Annotated in this window: 14 protein-coding genes; 9 read left to right on the top strand and 5 right to left on the bottom strand. The window is 63.7% G+C overall.

All coding sequences use genetic code 11. The annotated features are described in order from the left end of the window. Positions 1–21: 21 nt before the first annotated feature. Positions 22–651 carry a MarC family protein gene (locus AC097L_RS16950; protein ID WP_479587708.1) on the bottom strand — a complete coding sequence of 210 codons (630 nt, stop codon included), beginning with the start codon at positions 649–651 and terminating at the stop codon, positions 22–24. A 73-nt stretch (positions 652–724) separates the two neighbouring features. Between AC097L_RS16950 and AC097L_RS16955 the strand changes: the two genes are divergently transcribed. Together AC097L_RS16955 and AC097L_RS16960 are read left to right on the top strand one after the other, a co-directional pair. Further along, positions 725–1,411: a dienelactone hydrolase family protein gene (locus AC097L_RS16955; RefSeq protein ID WP_479587709.1), complete on the top strand. Its 687-nt coding sequence runs from the start codon at positions 725–727 to the stop codon at positions 1,409–1,411. Positions 1,412–1,631: 220 nt separating this feature from the next. Then, complete coding sequence (locus AC097L_RS16960) at positions 1,632–1,937, top strand: DUF4148 domain-containing protein (RefSeq protein WP_479587710.1); 306 nt, start codon at positions 1,632–1,634, stop codon at positions 1,935–1,937. 15 nt (positions 1,938–1,952) lie between these two features. Here the strand turns inward: AC097L_RS16960 and AC097L_RS16965 are convergent, their stop codons facing one another. Next, complete coding sequence (locus AC097L_RS16965; RefSeq protein WP_479587711.1) at positions 1,953–2,858, bottom strand: LysR family transcriptional regulator; 906 nt, start codon at positions 2,856–2,858, stop codon at positions 1,953–1,955. A gap of 209 nt (positions 2,859–3,067) precedes the next feature. On the opposite strand from AC097L_RS16965, the gene AC097L_RS16970 reads away from it, so the two are divergent. The 5 genes from AC097L_RS16970 (at position 3,068) to AC097L_RS16990 (ending at position 9,989) form a co-directional block, all read left to right on the top strand. Beyond that, entirely contained in the window at positions 3,068–3,370 is a 303-nt protein-coding gene (locus AC097L_RS16970) for a DUF4148 domain-containing protein (RefSeq protein ID WP_479587712.1), read from the top strand. 359 nt (positions 3,371–3,729) lie between these two features. Continuing rightward, a complete protein-coding gene (locus AC097L_RS16975; protein ID WP_479587713.1) occupies positions 3,730–7,887 on the top strand; it encodes a response regulator in 4,158 nt (1,385 codons plus the stop codon). Continuing rightward, positions 7,878–8,924 (top strand): HD-GYP domain-containing protein, encoded by a 1,047-nt coding sequence (locus tag AC097L_RS16980; protein WP_479587714.1) that lies wholly within the window; start codon positions 7,878–7,880, stop codon positions 8,922–8,924. The genes AC097L_RS16975 and AC097L_RS16980 overlap by 10 nt, the downstream gene beginning before the upstream one ends. Continuing rightward, positions 8,921–9,571: an Hpt domain-containing protein gene (locus AC097L_RS16985; protein WP_479587715.1), complete on the top strand. Its 651-nt coding sequence runs from the start codon at positions 8,921–8,923 to the stop codon at positions 9,569–9,571. The genes AC097L_RS16980 and AC097L_RS16985 overlap by 4 nt, the downstream gene beginning before the upstream one ends. A gap of 64 nt (positions 9,572–9,635) precedes the next feature. Beyond that, positions 9,636–9,989, top strand: coding sequence for a RidA family protein (locus AC097L_RS16990; RefSeq protein WP_479587716.1), 354 nt, complete (start codon positions 9,636–9,638; stop codon positions 9,987–9,989). On the opposite strand, the gene AC097L_RS16995 is transcribed toward AC097L_RS16990, so the two are convergent. The 3 genes from AC097L_RS16995 to AC097L_RS17005 all read right to left on the bottom strand — a co-directional run bounded on the left by AC097L_RS16995 (position 9,964) and on the right by AC097L_RS17005 (position 14,541). After that, a complete protein-coding gene (locus AC097L_RS16995; RefSeq protein WP_479587717.1) occupies positions 9,964–11,184 on the bottom strand; it encodes a type II toxin-antitoxin system HipA family toxin in 1,221 nt (406 codons plus the stop codon). The genes AC097L_RS16990 and AC097L_RS16995 overlap by 26 nt on opposite strands. Continuing rightward, complete coding sequence (locus tag AC097L_RS17000; RefSeq protein WP_479587718.1) at positions 11,171–11,431, bottom strand: helix-turn-helix transcriptional regulator; 261 nt, start codon at positions 11,429–11,431, stop codon at positions 11,171–11,173. Before AC097L_RS17000 ends, AC097L_RS16995 begins: the two co-directional genes overlap by 14 nt. A gap of 146 nt (positions 11,432–11,577) precedes the next feature. Beyond that, on the bottom strand, positions 11,578–14,541 hold the full coding sequence (locus AC097L_RS17005) for a DNA topoisomerase III (protein ID WP_479587719.1): 2,964 nt from the start codon (positions 14,539–14,541) through the stop codon (positions 11,578–11,580). 145 nt (positions 14,542–14,686) lie between these two features. Between AC097L_RS17005 and AC097L_RS17010 the strand changes: the two genes are divergently transcribed. Both AC097L_RS17010 and AC097L_RS17015 read left to right on the top strand, forming a co-directional pair. Next, positions 14,687–15,199 (top strand): SET domain-containing protein, encoded by a 513-nt coding sequence (locus AC097L_RS17010; RefSeq protein ID WP_479587720.1) that lies wholly within the window; start codon positions 14,687–14,689, stop codon positions 15,197–15,199. Next, complete coding sequence (locus AC097L_RS17015) at positions 15,196–15,954, top strand: biotin--[acetyl-CoA-carboxylase] ligase (protein WP_479587721.1); 759 nt, start codon at positions 15,196–15,198, stop codon at positions 15,952–15,954. The genes AC097L_RS17010 and AC097L_RS17015 overlap by 4 nt, the downstream gene beginning before the upstream one ends. The last annotated feature ends 3 nt before the right edge of the window (positions 15,955–15,957 follow it).

A 15,957-nucleotide genomic window follows, 5' to 3' on the forward strand; every position in this document is an offset into this window, starting at 1 on the left:
GCAGCTATGAAAATAGTAGTATTACCCCAGCACCGGAAACAGCTTGTGCAGACCGTCTGCCATCACCTCCACGGCCAGGGCGGCCAGGATCAGGCCCATCAGGCGGGTCATCACGTTGATGCCGGTTTTGCCCAGCACACGGGCAATGGGCCCGGCCAGCGCGAAGCACAAGGCGGTGGCCAGGCCGATCACCACGCCGTAGCCGACCAGGGTGGCCAGTTGCCAAAAGGTCTTGGCCTTGTCGGCATAAATCACCACGGTGGACATGCTGGCCGGGCCGGTCAGAAGCGGAATGGCCAGCGGCACTACGGCAATGCTGGCCCCCACAGCGGCGCGCTCGGACGCGTCTTGCAGTTCGGTGGCGTTGGACTTGGCCTCGGCGGGCTGGGCGTTGAGCATGTTCAGTGACGATGTCATCAGCAGCAAGCCACCACCCACCTGGAAGCTGGCCAGCGAGATGTTGAAGAACTCCAGAATCTGCAGGCCCAGCAGGGCGCTCACCGCAATCACCACAAACACGCTGAACGACGACACCCAGATGGTGCGCTTGCGCTGCGCGTCCGAAAAGCTCTGCGTGTAGTGGATGAAAAACGGCACGATGGCCAGCGGGTTGACGATGGCCAACAGGGTGATGAGGGGTTTGAAGTCCATAGTGGGGGGAGCTTAACGTTTGCGGCTTACAGTTGCGCCGACTTATTGACACCACCTTTCAGGAGTTTTCCCCATGTCCTCTTTCATTGACCTGACTGCCGCCGATGGCTTTGTCCTGCCTGCCTACGTGGCCCAACCCAGCGGCACGCCCAAGGGCGCGGTGGTGGTCATGCAGGAAATTTTTGGCATCAACAGCCACATCCGTTCGGTGGCCGATGGCTATGCGGCCGCAGGCTATCTGGCCGTGGCCCCGGCCATGTTCCACCGGGTGCAGCCGGGTGTGGATTTGGGCTACACGGCAGACGATGTACAGGCCGGTATCGCCCTGAAAGCTGCGGCCGAAGCGCTGGGCGTGCCCACGCTGATGCTGGACGTGCAGGCCGCTGTGGCCTATGCCACGGCCCAGGCGGGCAAGGTCGGCACGGTGGGCTACTGCTGGGGTGGCTTGTTGAGCTGGCGCGCGGCCTGCCTGGTGCAGGGCCTGGCGGCTGCGGTGACGTATTACGGCGGCGGCATGACGGTGGCGGCCGAAGTGGCCCGCACGCCCCGGGTGCCGGTGCTGTCGCATTTTGGCGAGCGCGACCATGGCATTGCGCTGGACACGGTGCGTGCTTTTGCCCAGGCCCACCTGGCGGTAGATGTGCGCCTGTACCCGGCCGACCACGGCTTCAACTGCGACCAGCGCGGAGCCTATGACGCACCGGCGGCGGCGCTGGCACTGGAGCGCTCGCTGGCGTTTTTTGCCGAGAACCTGGGCTGATTGGTACGCTGGCCGCGGCCAACGATTGTTGCTTTCGCCGCAACACAGTGGTTCCTTGGGACGCTATTTAAAGCCGGTCAACCATACCGATCTATTCCACACAGGAGGGGCAGGGCGATCAGCCTGATGCCCGACCTCCAGCGCAGCCACCATGGCCGCGCCAGGGGCTCCTGCTGCGATTGTTTAGATTGTTTATGCACTGACTTTGAAAGACACCACCATGCGTACCACCCAATTTTTAGCCTCTTCCTTGATTGCCCTGGCCTCTGTGGCCACGGGCAATGCTTTTGCGGACTCTTATGGCCGCAGCACGCAGGCCAGCCCTGCGGCAGCCAGCACCGTGACCCGCGCGCAGGTCCAGGCCGAATTGGCACGGGCCTACCAGGACGGCTCGCTGTCGTTGATCCAGGACGATAAAAAATATCCGGTCATCGTCAACACCCACCCGGGCAAAACCGTAGGCCAGGTGCGTGCAGAACTGGTGCAAGCCCAGCAGGACGGCAGCATTCCCAAGGTCCACGGCTAACAACCCCGCAGGCCCCTAACCGGGGGCCTTGTCCGCCACCACCTTCCAGCGGGCTTCCATGAAGTCCAGTAGTGCCTTCAGGGCCGCGCTGTTGTGGCGGCGCTGGGTGTAGGCGGCGTACAGCCACAGGTCGTTGGCGCGGTAGTCCTCCAGCACGGGCACCAGGGCTCCACTGTCCAGATGCGCTTGCACCAGCAGACGTGGCACGCGGGCAATGCCCAGGCCGTGCAAGGCCATGTGCACCAGCGGTACCGGGTCGGTCGCGTCCATGCGGCTGCGCACTGCCACGTTGTGCGCCTTGCCGTTCACTTTGAAGCGCCATTCCGGGTGCATGCCGTGTATGGACAGCGTCACGGCATCGTGCTCGACCAGTTCGTCCGGGTGCCGGGGCACGCCGCGTGTCTGCCAGTAACCGGGGCTGGCGCAGACCACCACGTCAATCAGGCGCAGCTTGCGCGCAATCAGGTTTTCATTGGGTGCGGTGCCCACGCGCAGCGCCAGGTCCATTCCTTCTTCCACCATATCGAGCACCCGGTTGCTCAGGTCCAGGCTGATGTGCACCTCGGGGTAGCGGCGCATGAAGTCGGCCAGCAGGGCGGGCAGCTCCACGCTGCCAATGCCTTGCGGCGCGGTCATGCGCAGGCGGCCGCTGGGCTCTTGCGAGCGGTGCTGCAGCTCCTCGCGGGTCAGCGCCATCATTTCCAGCAGGGGCTTGCTGCGCTCCAGCAACAGGCCGCCTGCGTCGGTCAGGCTGACAGTGCGGGTGCTGCGGTTCAGCAGGCGCGTGCCCAGGCGCGACTCCAGCTCGGCCACGTGCTTGCTCACATTGGCTTTGGACACGTCCAAGGTTTTGGCGGCCAGCGAAAAGCCACCGCGGGCGGCGACTTCACGGAAGGTCCGGATGAGTTCGAGAGTGTCCATTGTTTCCAAGACCGAAACAGCCTGGTTCCGTTTAGGGTGTCATAAAGCTGAAACTTAGTTCTGCTGCTGCATTCTGAATGAGGGCAAGGCAAGAACATCTTCTTAACCCTGTGAACCAGTCCTCCGGCGCTGCAACCATCTTAAAAGAGTGGTGTGCCCCGCCAGAGGTTCCTGGTCCTGCTGAACTGTTTTAACTTTAAGGAATGACCATGAACACGACGAAATTTTTAGCTGCTTCCCTGATTGCTTTGGCCTCGGTGGCCACCACCAGCGCGTTTGCCGATTCTTACGACCGCGAACACCCACTTGTGATCAACACCCAGAGCGCGGTGACCCGCGCGCAAGTGCTGGCTGAGCTTGTAGCCGCTGAAAAAGATGGCACGCTGGCCTCGGCGAACGACAACAACTACCCGGTCGTCACCCCCACGGGTACGGCCCTGACCCGCGCGGAAGTGCGCGCCGACCTGATCAAGGCGGAAAAAGACGGCTCCATGCCCGTCGTGCACGGTTAAAAACCGGCCGCTGTGCCCAGGGTAACCCTGGGTTAGTCGGCTAGCGCTGGGCGGTCTCCCTGGCGCACAATGTTACAAATCGGGTCTGTGCATCGCCCGGCCACAGCGCTTCATGCGCTGTGGCCGGGCGATGCCTTGAGTCCGGTTTTCATTGGCCAGAGAGACTCACTATGGGAATAGACCAGGACTTACGCAATAACGTCTGTGCGCCCACAGGGCGACACAGAGGGCGCGGCGCCAGTCTTGTGCAGATAGGGCGGCTCCAATGGGCTCCTTTGGCGCTGTGCACCGCCACTTTAAGCATTGCGTGGCTGGCCCGACCGCCTGGCTTATGGCCCGCAGTGTGCGGCGCATTGGGGGTGTTGGCCGTGTCCTGGGTGGGTACGGTCGTGCTGCGGCGGACTCTGCGGGTGCATGGGCAGACCGTGGCCGATGTCTTGGCGGCCCTGGAGCTGCAATGCCAGCAGCAACGCACTGTGCTGGACAGTCTGCCGTTCCCCGTCTGGTTCAAAGATGCGCAGGGCCTGCACCTGCTGGTCAACCAGGCTTATGCGCAACGGCTGCAGATGTCCCATACGGATGCGGCAGTAGGCAAAACCGACTTTGAACTCTGGCCCGCACCCTTGGCCCAGCGGTTTCGCGACGACGATCTGCAAGTGATGGACAGTGGCGAGGCCCGCCATATCGAAGAGCAGCAAGGTGCGTGGCCCGATGCCCCGTGGGAAGAAATTTTCAAGACTCCGGTGCGCTACGGGCCAGGGCAGTGCGGTACGGTGGGCGTGGGGATCGACATCAGCCTGCGCAAACGCGCCGAAGCCCAGGTGCTGGAGCGCGAGCGTAACCAGCGCGTGCTGGTGGACAACCTGCCCTTCAAAATCTGGCTCAAAGATACAGAAAGCCGTTTTCTGGTGGTGAGCCAGGGTGTGGCAGACGAGCGCGGCTTTGCCCAGCCCAGCGACATGCTGGGTAAAAACGACTTTGACTTGTTCCCGCCCGAGATTGCCGAGGTCTGTCTGGCCGAAGAGCGCATGGCGATGCAGAGCTTGCAAGCGGTGCACATCGAGGCCCCGCTGGGCACGGGGCCACAGGCACGCTGGTTTGAAACCATCAAGGTCCCGGCCATCCTGGACGGTGAACTTCTCGGCACGGTGGGCCTGTCGCGCGACATCACCGATCGCAAGGCCATTGAAGACCGTTTGCACATGTTGGGGGCGGCGCTGGACCGGGTGGGGGACTCGGTGTGCCTGGTGCCGTTTGGGACCAGCGGCTTTGTTTACGTGAACGCGACGATGTGCAAATCTCTGGGTTACAGCCAGGCCGAACTTATCGGCGGTATGACGCTATACGACATCGATCCGGCGCTGACGGTCGCCAAGTTGGGCAGTCTGCGGGCGGAGCTGAAGACGCGGGGCCATGTGCTGTTCGAGTCCATCCACCGGCCCCGCCAGGGCCCCGACTTTGCGGTCGAGGTCCGCATCAATTCTTTTGTGCATGAAGGCGTGGAGTATTCACTGTCCACTGCCCGCAACATCGTGGACCGCCAAGCCCTGCAAAAGCGTCTGACCGACAGCGAGCAGCAGTTTCGGGGCCTGGCTGAAAACATCACCGATCTGATCCTGTGCCTGGATGCACAAGGCCAGAGGGTCTACATGAACCCGGCGATGCAACGCTGGTACCGCAGTGTCTGGGGTGACGATGCGGATGTAATGCACCCCTCGGTCACCATGCTGAACCATGCCACCCGGCAGCAGCACGAAGCCCTGGTGGCGCGGGTGCTGGCCACCGGCTGCGAAGAGCAGCTTGAATTTACGTCGCCACAGCAGGGCCAGTTAGACGCCATCACCGCTATGTCGCGCTACATGCCCTTGCGCAACGCTGCGGGCGATGTCGAGGGGGTCATCATCTTGGGCCGCGACATCACGGCCTTGAAGCGCGACGAGGCTAACCTGCAGCGCCTGAACCGCGCGCTGACCCTGATCAGTGCCATCAATCTGGCGGTGGCCAAGTCCACCCAATTGCAGGATTTGCTCGATACCATTTGCCGCCTGATGGTGGATTTGGGGGGCTACTCCACCGTGGGTATTGGCCGCACCGAGACGGATGTTTTTAAAAGCGTCAGCCTGGTCGCCAGCCACGGTGTATTGGCCCAAGAGATGCGCCTTTTGCCGCACAGCTGGTCTGAAACCGCACCGGGTTTTGGTGTCATGGGCCGCTGCATCCTGGAGGGTGCGCTGGTGGTAGTGGCAGATGCCCGCACCGACCCCCGTGCCATGACCGGGCCGGGCAGCGCCCAGGCTTTGGGGGTGCGGTCCATGCTGTGCTTGCCGCTGCACGGTGCGGATGGCGTGTGGGGTGCGATTTTTGCGCATTCGAGCGTGGTCGAAAACTTCTCTGTCGACGAGGTACGCCTGTTTGGCGAAGCGGCCAACAACATCGCTTACGGTATCCGCGCCATCCTGGCCCAGGCTGGAATGCGGGCCGCCGAGCTGGCCTTGTATGAATCCGCGTTGGCACGCCAGATTGCCGAGGAGGCCAGCAAGGCCAAAAGCGAATTCCTGGCCACCATGAGCCACGAAATCCGCACCCCCATGAACGGTGTGCTGGGCATGACCGGTCTGCTGCTCGACACCCCGCTGAGCGACGAGCAGCGCGAGTACGCCGAAACCGTGCGCAACAGTGGCGAATCTTTGCTGCGCATCATCAACGACATCCTCGACTACTCCAAGATCGAAGCTGGCAAGCTGGAGCTGGAGGTGCTGGACTTCAACCTGCGTACCCTGATGGACGAAGTGGCGGACGTGGTGGCTTTCGGCATCGGCAACAAGCCGGTGGAGTGCGCCTGGGTGGCGCAGTCGCAGGTGCCGTCCCGCGTCCGCGGCGACCCCGGCCGCCTGCGCCAGGTGCTGCTGAACCTGGCAGGCAACGCGACCAAATTCACCCAGCAGGGCGAGGTCACCATCGACCTGGCCCTGGTGGCCGACCAGGGCAGCGAGGTGCTGTTGCACTTTGAGGTGCGCGACACCGGCATCGGCATCACGCCTGAAAAACTGGCCCAGCTCTTCACCCCTTTTACCCAGGCCGACGCGTCCACCACCCGCCAGTACGGCGGCACCGGACTGGGCTTGGCCATTTCCAAGCAATTGGTCGAGCGCATGGGTGGTGTGATCGGTGCCCGCAGCGTACTGGGCCAGGGCTCGGTGTTCTGGTTCGAGTTGCCGTTGGGCCTACCGCCGACACCCCACGCGGCCGAGGTCGAGCGTCCCTTGTCGGACCTGGACGGCCTGCGCGTTCTGGTGGTCGATGACAACGCCACCAACCGCCGCCTGCTGGAGCTGCTGCTGCAAGATTGGGGCATGCAGGCCGTGCCCGCCGAAGACGGCCTGCATGCCCAACGCGTTCTGGCCACCGAGCAGGCTGCGGGCCGCAAGCTGCATGTGGCCATTCTGGACATGCAAATGCCCGGCATGGACGGCGTGGGTCTGGGCCAATGGATGCAGGCCGACCCGCTGTGGTCGCAGATTCCGCGGGTGATGCTGACATCGGTGGCCCGGCGCGGTGATGCGGCGCGCTGCAGTGCCGCAGGCTTTGCCGCGTTTTTGACCAAGCCAATCAAGGGTGCCCAGCTGCTGCGCTGTATGCACAACGTGCTGTCCCACGCCGCACCACCCCCGTCTCTTGTACCTGTACCGCTATCGGCCAGCCGCACGGGCTTGTTTACTACGCCGACGGGTGCCCTGTCCGGAGCCCGTGTGCTGGTGGTGGAAGACAACCCCACCAACCAAAGGCTGGTGCTGGCCCTGCTGGACAAATGGGGCCACCAGGGGCACACCGCCCAGCATGGCTGGGATGCCTTGGCCCTGCTGCGCCAGGACCCGTTCGATCTGGTGCTGATGGACTGCCACATGCCGGAAATGGACGGCTACGAAGCCACCCGCCGTATCCGCGCAGGCGAGGCCGGGGCGCGCCACCGCGACGTACCCATCATTGCCCTTACCGCCAACGCCATGGTGGGCGACCGCGCCATCGCGGTGGCGGCCGGTATGGACGACCACATCAGCAAACCCATCGACGCCCCGACCCTGCGCGCGGCAGTGCAGCGCTGGCGCAGCCTGCGTTCCGGCAGCGGCGCGCCATGGCCGCCGACATCCCCCACTGTTACACCTTTGGAGGATTTCAATCCGGAGCTCCTAGGCCGATACTATGGGGCCGATCTGGCGCAGGTAGCTCCCTTGCTGCCGGGTTTGCTGGACGACTTGCAACACCCATTGCCCGCACTCTACGCGGCATTGCAAGCCCGCCATAACGCAGAAGCCCAAGTGCGGCTGGCTGCCCTGGCCCGCGCAGCCGACGCACTGGGCGGTGCCGCATTGGCCCAGCAGGCACGGGCACTGCACGACGCACTTGGCCGCCACCCTGGTGATGGGCCCGCGCTGGAGCCCGGACTGGACGCGCTGGTGCTGCGTCTGGGGAGCGCCGTTTTGGCGTGGACGACAACTGGGAGTGCTGCATGGACGTAGTGATCGTGGACGACGTAGACATCAACCTGATGCTGCTCAACCGCTTAATGGACCAGGTCGGTGGCTGTCGCGTGCACTGCTTCTTAAAGCCTCTGGAAGCCTTGGCGTTTTGCCAGACCACTGTGCCCGACCTGTTGCTGGTGGACTACCTGATGCCGGAGCTGGACGGCATCAGCCTGGTCCGCCAGTTTCGGGCCTTCCCGGGGCGCGAAGACATCCCCGTGCTGATGGTCACTTCCAGCGACGAGCGCGCCGTACGGGTCGAAGCGCTGGAAGCCGGGGCCAACGATTTTTTGTCCAAACCCTTGGACCGCACCGAATTTTTTGCCCGCACGCGCAACATGCTGGCCCTGCGCCGCAGCCAGACCCGCCTGGCCGACCGCGCCCAGTGGCTGGTTGAAGAAGTGACCAAAGCCACCGCCGAGCTGCGCCTGCGCGACCGCGAAACCATTGCCTGCATCTCCCGCATCGCTGAATACCGCGACCCCGAAACCGGTCTGCACACCCAGCGCATGGCGCATTACTCGCTGCTCATCGCCGCGCACCTGGGCCTGCCCGCCGAAGCGCAGCAGTTGCTGTTCGATGCCGCACCCCTGCACGACGTGGGCAAGGTCGGTATCCCCGACAGCATCCTGCTCAAGCCAGGCCGGCTGGACCCGGTCGAGTTCGACACCATGAAAACCCACAGCAGCATCGGCCACCAGGCGCTGGTGGTGGGCCGCTCGCAACTGATGCAAATGGCCGCCACCATTGCCATCTCGCACCACGAGAAGTTCGACGGCACGGGCTACCCTTTCGGACTGGTGGGCGAGGCAATACCCCTGGTCGGCCGCATCGTCGCGGTGGCCGACGTATTTGATGCGCTTACCAGCGCCCGCCCTTACAAAGCCGCCTGGCCGATAGAACGCGCCCTGCAACTGCTGCGCGATGGCTCGGGCAGCCATTTCGACCCCCTGTGTATCGACGCCTTCATGGCCCAGCTGGCGGCCGTGCTGGCCACCAAGGCCCGGCTCGACGACCCCGCCGACGCGGTATGAACATCTTGCTGCTTGGCACCTACGCCACGCCGGGCCACGATGCCGTGCTGCGCACCCTGCTGCACGCCTGGGGCCACCAGGTGCTGGCGGATGAAGCCGCAAACGCGGCGGACCTGGTGCTGCTGGACCTGGATGGAAATGCGCCGCTGGCACACCCCACGCGCCCAACGTTGGGGCTGGTGACTTTCGACTATCCCGGAATCCGGGAGCGCTGCCAGGCCGCGGGTCTGCACACCCTGCTGCCCAAACCCGTGTACCCGGTCCAGCTGCGCACCGCCATGGAGGAGGCGATGGCGGCCATGCCGCACTTCGACTACGCCCAGGCCTTGGCCGAGGCCGACCCGTGGATCGTCGGCACCATCGCCGCCCCGTTTATGCGCGACTGGCCGCAGCAATTGGCTGCACTGGAGGCGGCCATGCAGGTGGGCGATGCCCCCACGGCCCAGCGCATTGCCCACACCCTCAAGGGCCTGGTCGCCAACTTCCGCGCCGACCCCTTGGTCCGTGTGGCGCAAGCCCTGGAAACCGGCAGCGCCGACTGCACCCTACCTGGCCCCCAGGCGCAGGCCGCGCAGGCGGCGGTACTGCGCACCGAACTCGGCCTGCTGCATACCGCTCTGGCCGCGTTCTGTCAGGCCCATCCCTAAGGTTTTGCGCTGCGGGCCGCATTACCATCTGGTTTCTCTTTTTATCCATCCGAAAGCCATTTCCATGACCATCCAGCGCATCCACCCCGGTAACCGCCTGTGCGACGCCACCCTGCACAACGGCGTGGCCTATCTGGCCGGGCAAATCCCGGAAGATGCCAGTCTGCCCATCGCCGCCCAGACCCAGAGCGTACTGGACCAGATCGACAGCGTGCTGGCCCTGGCCGGTAGCCACAAATCACGCATCCTCACCGCCACCATTTATCTGTCCAGCATGGGCGACTTCGCCGCCATGAACGCGGTATGGGATGCCTGGATCGGCACCACCGGCATCGGCCCGGCCCGCGCTACGGTGGAGGCGCGGCTGGCCAGGCCGGAGATCAAGGTGGAAATCATGGTGGTCGCGGCACAGACCTGAAAAACGTTCCCTCAAACTGCGCCATGCCGTACTGCATGGCGGCCACCACGTGGGGGATGGTGTCGGCAATGGCACTCTCGCGCTGCAACACCGTTTCGGCAGACAGAAGCAGGTTTTCGATCCGGTCACGGATGTTCTGCACACCGCACAGGGTGGCAAACCCGAGCAAACCCAGCCGAGATGCAAACAAGGACTTGTTGCCCCCCAGCTCCAGTGCCAGCGCGTCTTCCGGGATGTAGGCCGTGGTGTTGACGATGTCAAAAGCCGGTGCCAGACGGCAGTCGTGGGTGGTCGGGTCGCCGTACAGCAAACCAAAGTTCTTCAGGTGCGCATCGCCATTGCCCAGCATGCACGACAGCGCAACACTGTCGAACAGCTCCAGCAGCGATGCCTGCACGTGCTGGGGCGATGCAAACAGGCGGACCACCTTGGCCAGGCTGGCATAGCTGCCTTCGTACTTCTGGTCGGCACTGCGACCCGTGAGCACCGCCATATCTTCAAAGCCCAAGGCCTGGCCCTGGGCGGTGCGGTCGAAACGGCGCATCACAAACAGGGCATGGTTGTGGGACAGGTAAAACTCCGGCACCGGCAGGCCCGCCTCTTTGGCAATGCCCATGCACAAAAACTCGTTGGCGGCTAGGCCGGGGTACTGGGCACGGCCACTTTTAACGATCAACTCCTGGGTTATGACGGTGGCTTTGTCGGCGGGTGGCTCCATTACTTCGGGCACCAACACCTTGGGCTGCACACCCGAGATGCCCGCCCGCAAGATGTAGCGGTCCACCAGCTCGGCAAACAGATTCTCGGCCCCATCCCACAGCAGGATTTCGTTCAAACGCTCGCCCCGGGGCGCGGCATTGGCGGCTCCGGCCCAGGGCAGCCCGGCACTCTGGGCCCGTACCCGCCCGACCGCCGTCTCGCCACCGGCAATGGCCAGCAGCAGCATTGGGTCGAGTTGCATGGTTTTGGCCAGCCGGTTGCGCAGTTCCTCCAGCATGAAGCCTTCGGGCAAATTCATCTGGAACACCGGGTGCAGCGCGGGCCGGAAATACTGCGCCGCCCGGATCGGCATGGTCAGGCTGATGGCCGCCGCAGATACGGTGTTGGTGTAGCCAAACAGGTAACTGTCGGCCTCTTTGAACAGCGCACCGCCCACGCCCTGGAGCGTGGCCACGTCCAGTTTATGCAGGGCCACGGAACACCTCGTCCAGTTCTTCCAGCGTGGGCCGGGTCAATACCGCCAAGGACAGCTCGCAGCCCAGCACCGCCGCCACCTGTGCGTAGCTGCCGATGGCCACCGAGTCCTTGCCCGCTTCCATGGCAATGACTTTGAGCCGCGTGACACCGGCCTGCGCGGCCAACGCCACCTGCGTCAATCCCCGGTGCAAGCGCATTTCGCGCAAGCGTTGGCCGAGCTTTTGCAAATGGTAGGAGGTGGTCATGTATGGAATATAAAACATTTATGGTGAAATGTCTAATATTTCATACTTAAGACGGTGTGGAAGATACCGTCGAAAATATACCGAAAATACGGCTGCCATGCTTATAGAACCAGCACGAGCAGCTATATTTTAAGCAGCAAACTGGCCTACGCCAGGTGCTTGCCAATCAGCCCGGTCAGCTCAAACATGTTGATCTGCGGCTTGCCAAACACGGGGGCCAGCAGGGCGTCGGCATTGATGTTGCGCTTGTTGGCGGCATCTTGCAGGTTGTGGGCCTTGATGTAGTCCCACAGCTTTTTAATGACCTGCGGGCGCGGCAGGGCCTCGGCACCCACCACCGCAGCCAGGGCGGCGCTAGGGGTGAGGCCGCCGGTGCCGGTGCTGGCCTTTTTGACAGCGGCTTTCTTGGCGGGCACTTTTTTCGCCGCAGCCGCTTTTTTTGCTGGAGCCGCCTTTTTCGCCGCCGCCGACTTGGCTGCAGGGGCGGCTTTAGCGGCAAATTTGGCCGCAGCGCCGGCTGCACCGGGACGTGGCGGGAACTTGCTGGGGGCGAATTCAAAGTTCACCTTGCCCGCTTCCGCGTCCCAGGCCAGGTGGGCCTTGAAGGCGCGGCGGGTGCGCATGGAGACGAACTTGTCCAGCAGGTCGGTCTTGCCGGTGGCCAGCAACTTGGCCATTTGGGCGTTTTCGACCGGCTGCTGCAGGATGATCTTGCCGCTCTTGAAGTCGCAGCTGGGGGTAGGCTGGGCCAGCGTGGGCACGGTTTTTTCGCAGACGAAGTTGGCGCCGTGTTCGTGCACCGGGCTGCCGCATTTGGGGCAGTTGCCCAGGCTGGGCGTATCGCCAAAGTCCACCAGCTCGCCAGATTCTTCGCCCTTTTTGTCATCGCCAAAGTCGAATTCCAGTTTGTAGTTCTTGGTTTCCTCGTCGAACTTGATGGCCATCTCGGCGGTGAACGGCCAGCCTGCCTTGGAGCGGAAACCGTCCAGCGGGCCGATCTTGCGGTCGCGCATGAACTGCTCGACCTCGGCGCGCTCAAAGGTGCGGCCCGCAGGCGATTTGCCGAACGAGAAGCCGCAGCCGTCGCTGTGGCCGTCGGCCCCGGTGCAGGTGTAGCGGCGGTAGTTTTCCTTGACGATGCCGCCGCAGTTGGGGCAGGGCGTGGCCACGGTGATGTAGTCGCCGGGGATGGTGTCGCGGTCGTATTCCTTGGCTTTTTTGACCATGCGTTCGGTCATGCCCGCGATCTCGGCCATGAAGCTCTCGCGGGTCAACTGGCCGCGCTCCATTTGCGCCAGCTTGTATTCCCATTCGCCAGTGAGCTCGGCCTTGGAGAGTTCTTCCACGCCCAGGCCGCGTAAGAGCGTCATCAGCTGGAAGGCCTTGGCGGTGGGCAGCATTTCGCGGCCTTCGCGCAGCAGGTATTTCTCGGCAATCAAACCTTCGATGATGGAGGCGCGGGTAGCAGGCGTGCCCAGGCCTTTTTCCTGCATGGCCTCGCGCAGCTCGTCGTCGTCGATGGTCTTGCCCGCGCCTTCCATGGCACCCAGCAGCGTGGCTTCGGAGTAGCGCGCGGGGGGCCGGGTTTTCAGCGCCTTGGGATCTGCAGCGATGGTTTGCACCACCTCACCGGCCTTCACCAGCACCAGGTTCTTGCCGTCTTTTTCATCGTCGTCATTGACGGCTTCCTTGCCATAAATAGCCAGCCAACCGGGCTTGACCAGCACCTTGCCGTCAGTGCGGAAGGCGTACTTTTTGGCCTCTACCGCCACGGTGCTGATGCGGGTGGTGATCTGGTATTCGGCGCTGGGGAAGAACACCGACATAAAGCGGCGCACCACGAAGTCGTACAGCTTTTGCTCGGCATCGCTTAAGTCCCTTGGGGCTTGCAGCGTGGGGATGATGGCAAAGTGGTCGCTGACCTTGGCGTTGTCGAACACGCGCTTGGTGGGTTTGACGTAGTTGTTCGCCACTGCCTGCTTGGCGAACGGGGCCAGGTGCGCCATGCCGCTGTTGGCCAGCATGGCCATGGTTTCGTGCACCACGGGCAGGTAGTCTTCGGGCAGGGCTCGGGAGTCGGTACGCGGGTAGGTCAGGGCCTTGTGGCGCTCGTACAGGCTTTGCGCCAAGGCTAGCGTGGTCTTGGCGCTGAAGCCAAAGCGGCTATTGGCCTCGCGCTGCAGCGACGTGAGGTCGAACAGGGCGGGCGATGCCTGGGTGGTGGGTTTGCTTTCTTCCGTCACGGTAGCGGGCTTGCCGCGGGCGGCATTGGCGATGGCCTGGGCCTCGGCGGCGTTCCACACGCGGTCGGCGCGCTGCTCGGGGTCGGGCTGGCCGTCGGGGCCGGGCGGCGGTTTCTTCCACGCAGTGTCAAACCATTTGCCGGGGTAGGCACCGGCCTCGGCCTGGAAGCTGCCGTGGATTTCCCAGTAGTCGCGGCTGACGAACTTGCGGATTTTTTCCTCGCGCTCCACCACCACCGACAACGTGGGGGTTTGCACCCGGCCCACGGTGGTCAGAAAGAAGCCGCCATCGCGCGAATTGAACGCGGTCATGGCGCGGGTGCCGTTGATGCCCACCAGCCAGTCGGCCTCGGAGCGTGAGCGGGCGGCATCGGCCAGGCCCTGCATCTGCGCCTCGGAGCGCAGCGCGCCAAAGCCGTCGCGGATGGCCTGCGGTGTCATGGACTGCAGCCACAGGCGGCGCACCGGTTTGTTCAGGGGTTTTGTGCCGCCCGCGTACTGCTCGATCAGGCGGAAGATCAGCTCCCCCTCGCGGCCCGCATCGCAGGCGTTGATGATGTCGGTCACGTCCTTCCGCTTGGCCTGTTTGACCACCGCGTTCAGGCGGGTTTTGGTCTTGTCGACGGGCTTGAGGTCGAAATACGGCGGAATCACCGGCAGGTGCGCAAAGCTCCACTTGCCGCGCTTCACATCGAACTCTTCCGGGGCCTGGATTTCCAGCAGGTGGCCCACCGCACTGGTAACCACGTACTTCTCGCTCTCAAAATACTCGTCGAACTTTTCAAACTTGCCCGCTGTGGGCGTGAGCGCCCGAACAATGTCTTGTGCAACAGACGGTTTTTCTGCAATCACCAATGTTTTTGTCATAGGAATTTCGCCAATTTCTGAATTCTGTGGGGGGCTTTGCGGGGCGGCGGCGCTTATATAGCCGGGGCCACTTCTACAATCTGTTTCAGCCAGTGTGCAATTGCGCACGTTCGCATCCCTTATTTAAGTTAACAGAGTTTTGCCCTTGACTTCCAAAACCCCCGTGAAAGCCGTTACAAAAACCGGCCGCCGCATCCAGGTGCGCCGCTCTGGTGTGCATGGCAAAGGCGTTTTTGCCCTGCAAGACATCGCCGCGGGCGACACGGTGGCCGAGTACGTGGGCGAGGTCATCTCGTGGGACGAAGCCCAGGACCGCCACCCGCACGACCCCGCCCAGCCCAACCACACCTTCTACTTCCACGTGGATGCCGACCGGGTGATCGACGCCAATTTCGGCGGTAACGCCTCGCGCTGGATCAACCACGCCTGCGAACCCAACTGCGAAACCGACGAGCAAGACGGCCGCATTTTCATCATCGCCCTGCGCGACATCGCCGCGGGCGAAGAGCTGAACTACGACTACGGCCTGATGTTGGAAGAGCGCTACACCCCCAAGCTGAAGGCCGAATACCCCTGCTGGTGCGGCGCACCCAGTTGCCGCGGCACGCTACTGGCCCCTAAACGTCGGCTAAGCCGTACCAGCAAGCTCAGAAAATGATCTGGCCCGCCGAGTCCATCTGGGAAGCGGTTCACCCGCTGCTGCCCGACTTCACCGTTGAGGTGCTGCCGCAAATCGATTCCACCAACAGCGAACTGATGCGCCGCGTGCGCGCCGGGCACTGTGAGCCCACCCTGCTGGTGGCCGAGCAGCAAACCGCGGGCCGGGGCCGCCTGGGGCGCGACTGGCACAGCGCTGTGGGCGACTCACTCACCTTTTCCCTGGCGCTGCCGCTGGCCCCCGCCGACTGGTCGGGCTTGTCGCTGGCAGTGGGCGTGGCCGTGGTGCAGAGCCTGCACCCGGACTTGCAGCTCAAATGGCCTAACGACGTGTGGCTGCAGGGCCGCAAGCTCGGCGGCATCTTGATCGAAACCGCGGGCCAGGGCGACCAGCGCGTGGCGGTGATCGGCATTGGCCTGAACATCGCTCCATGGGAAGCCACCGGCCTGTCCACCGCCCCGGCCTGGCTGCAGGAAGTGCTGCCAAACATCGACGCAGGCCAGGCCCTGTTGCACATCGCTGCTCCGCTGGTGCAGGCCCTGAAGGCCTTCGAGCTGGCCGGGTTCGCCCCGTTCCAGCCCCAGTTTGCCCAGCGCGACCTGCTGCTGGACCGCGCCATCACGCTCAGCAACGGCACCGTGGGCATGGCCCGCGGCGTGGACGCGTTGGGCGGCTTGCGGTTGCAAACCCCCGAAGGCATGCAGACGGTGACCAGCGCCGAAGTCAGCGTGCGCCCCGCCAAAGATGGCCGTTAAGCC

The sequence above is a fragment of the Rhodoferax sp. RT5P35 genome, from assembly GCF_056521385.1.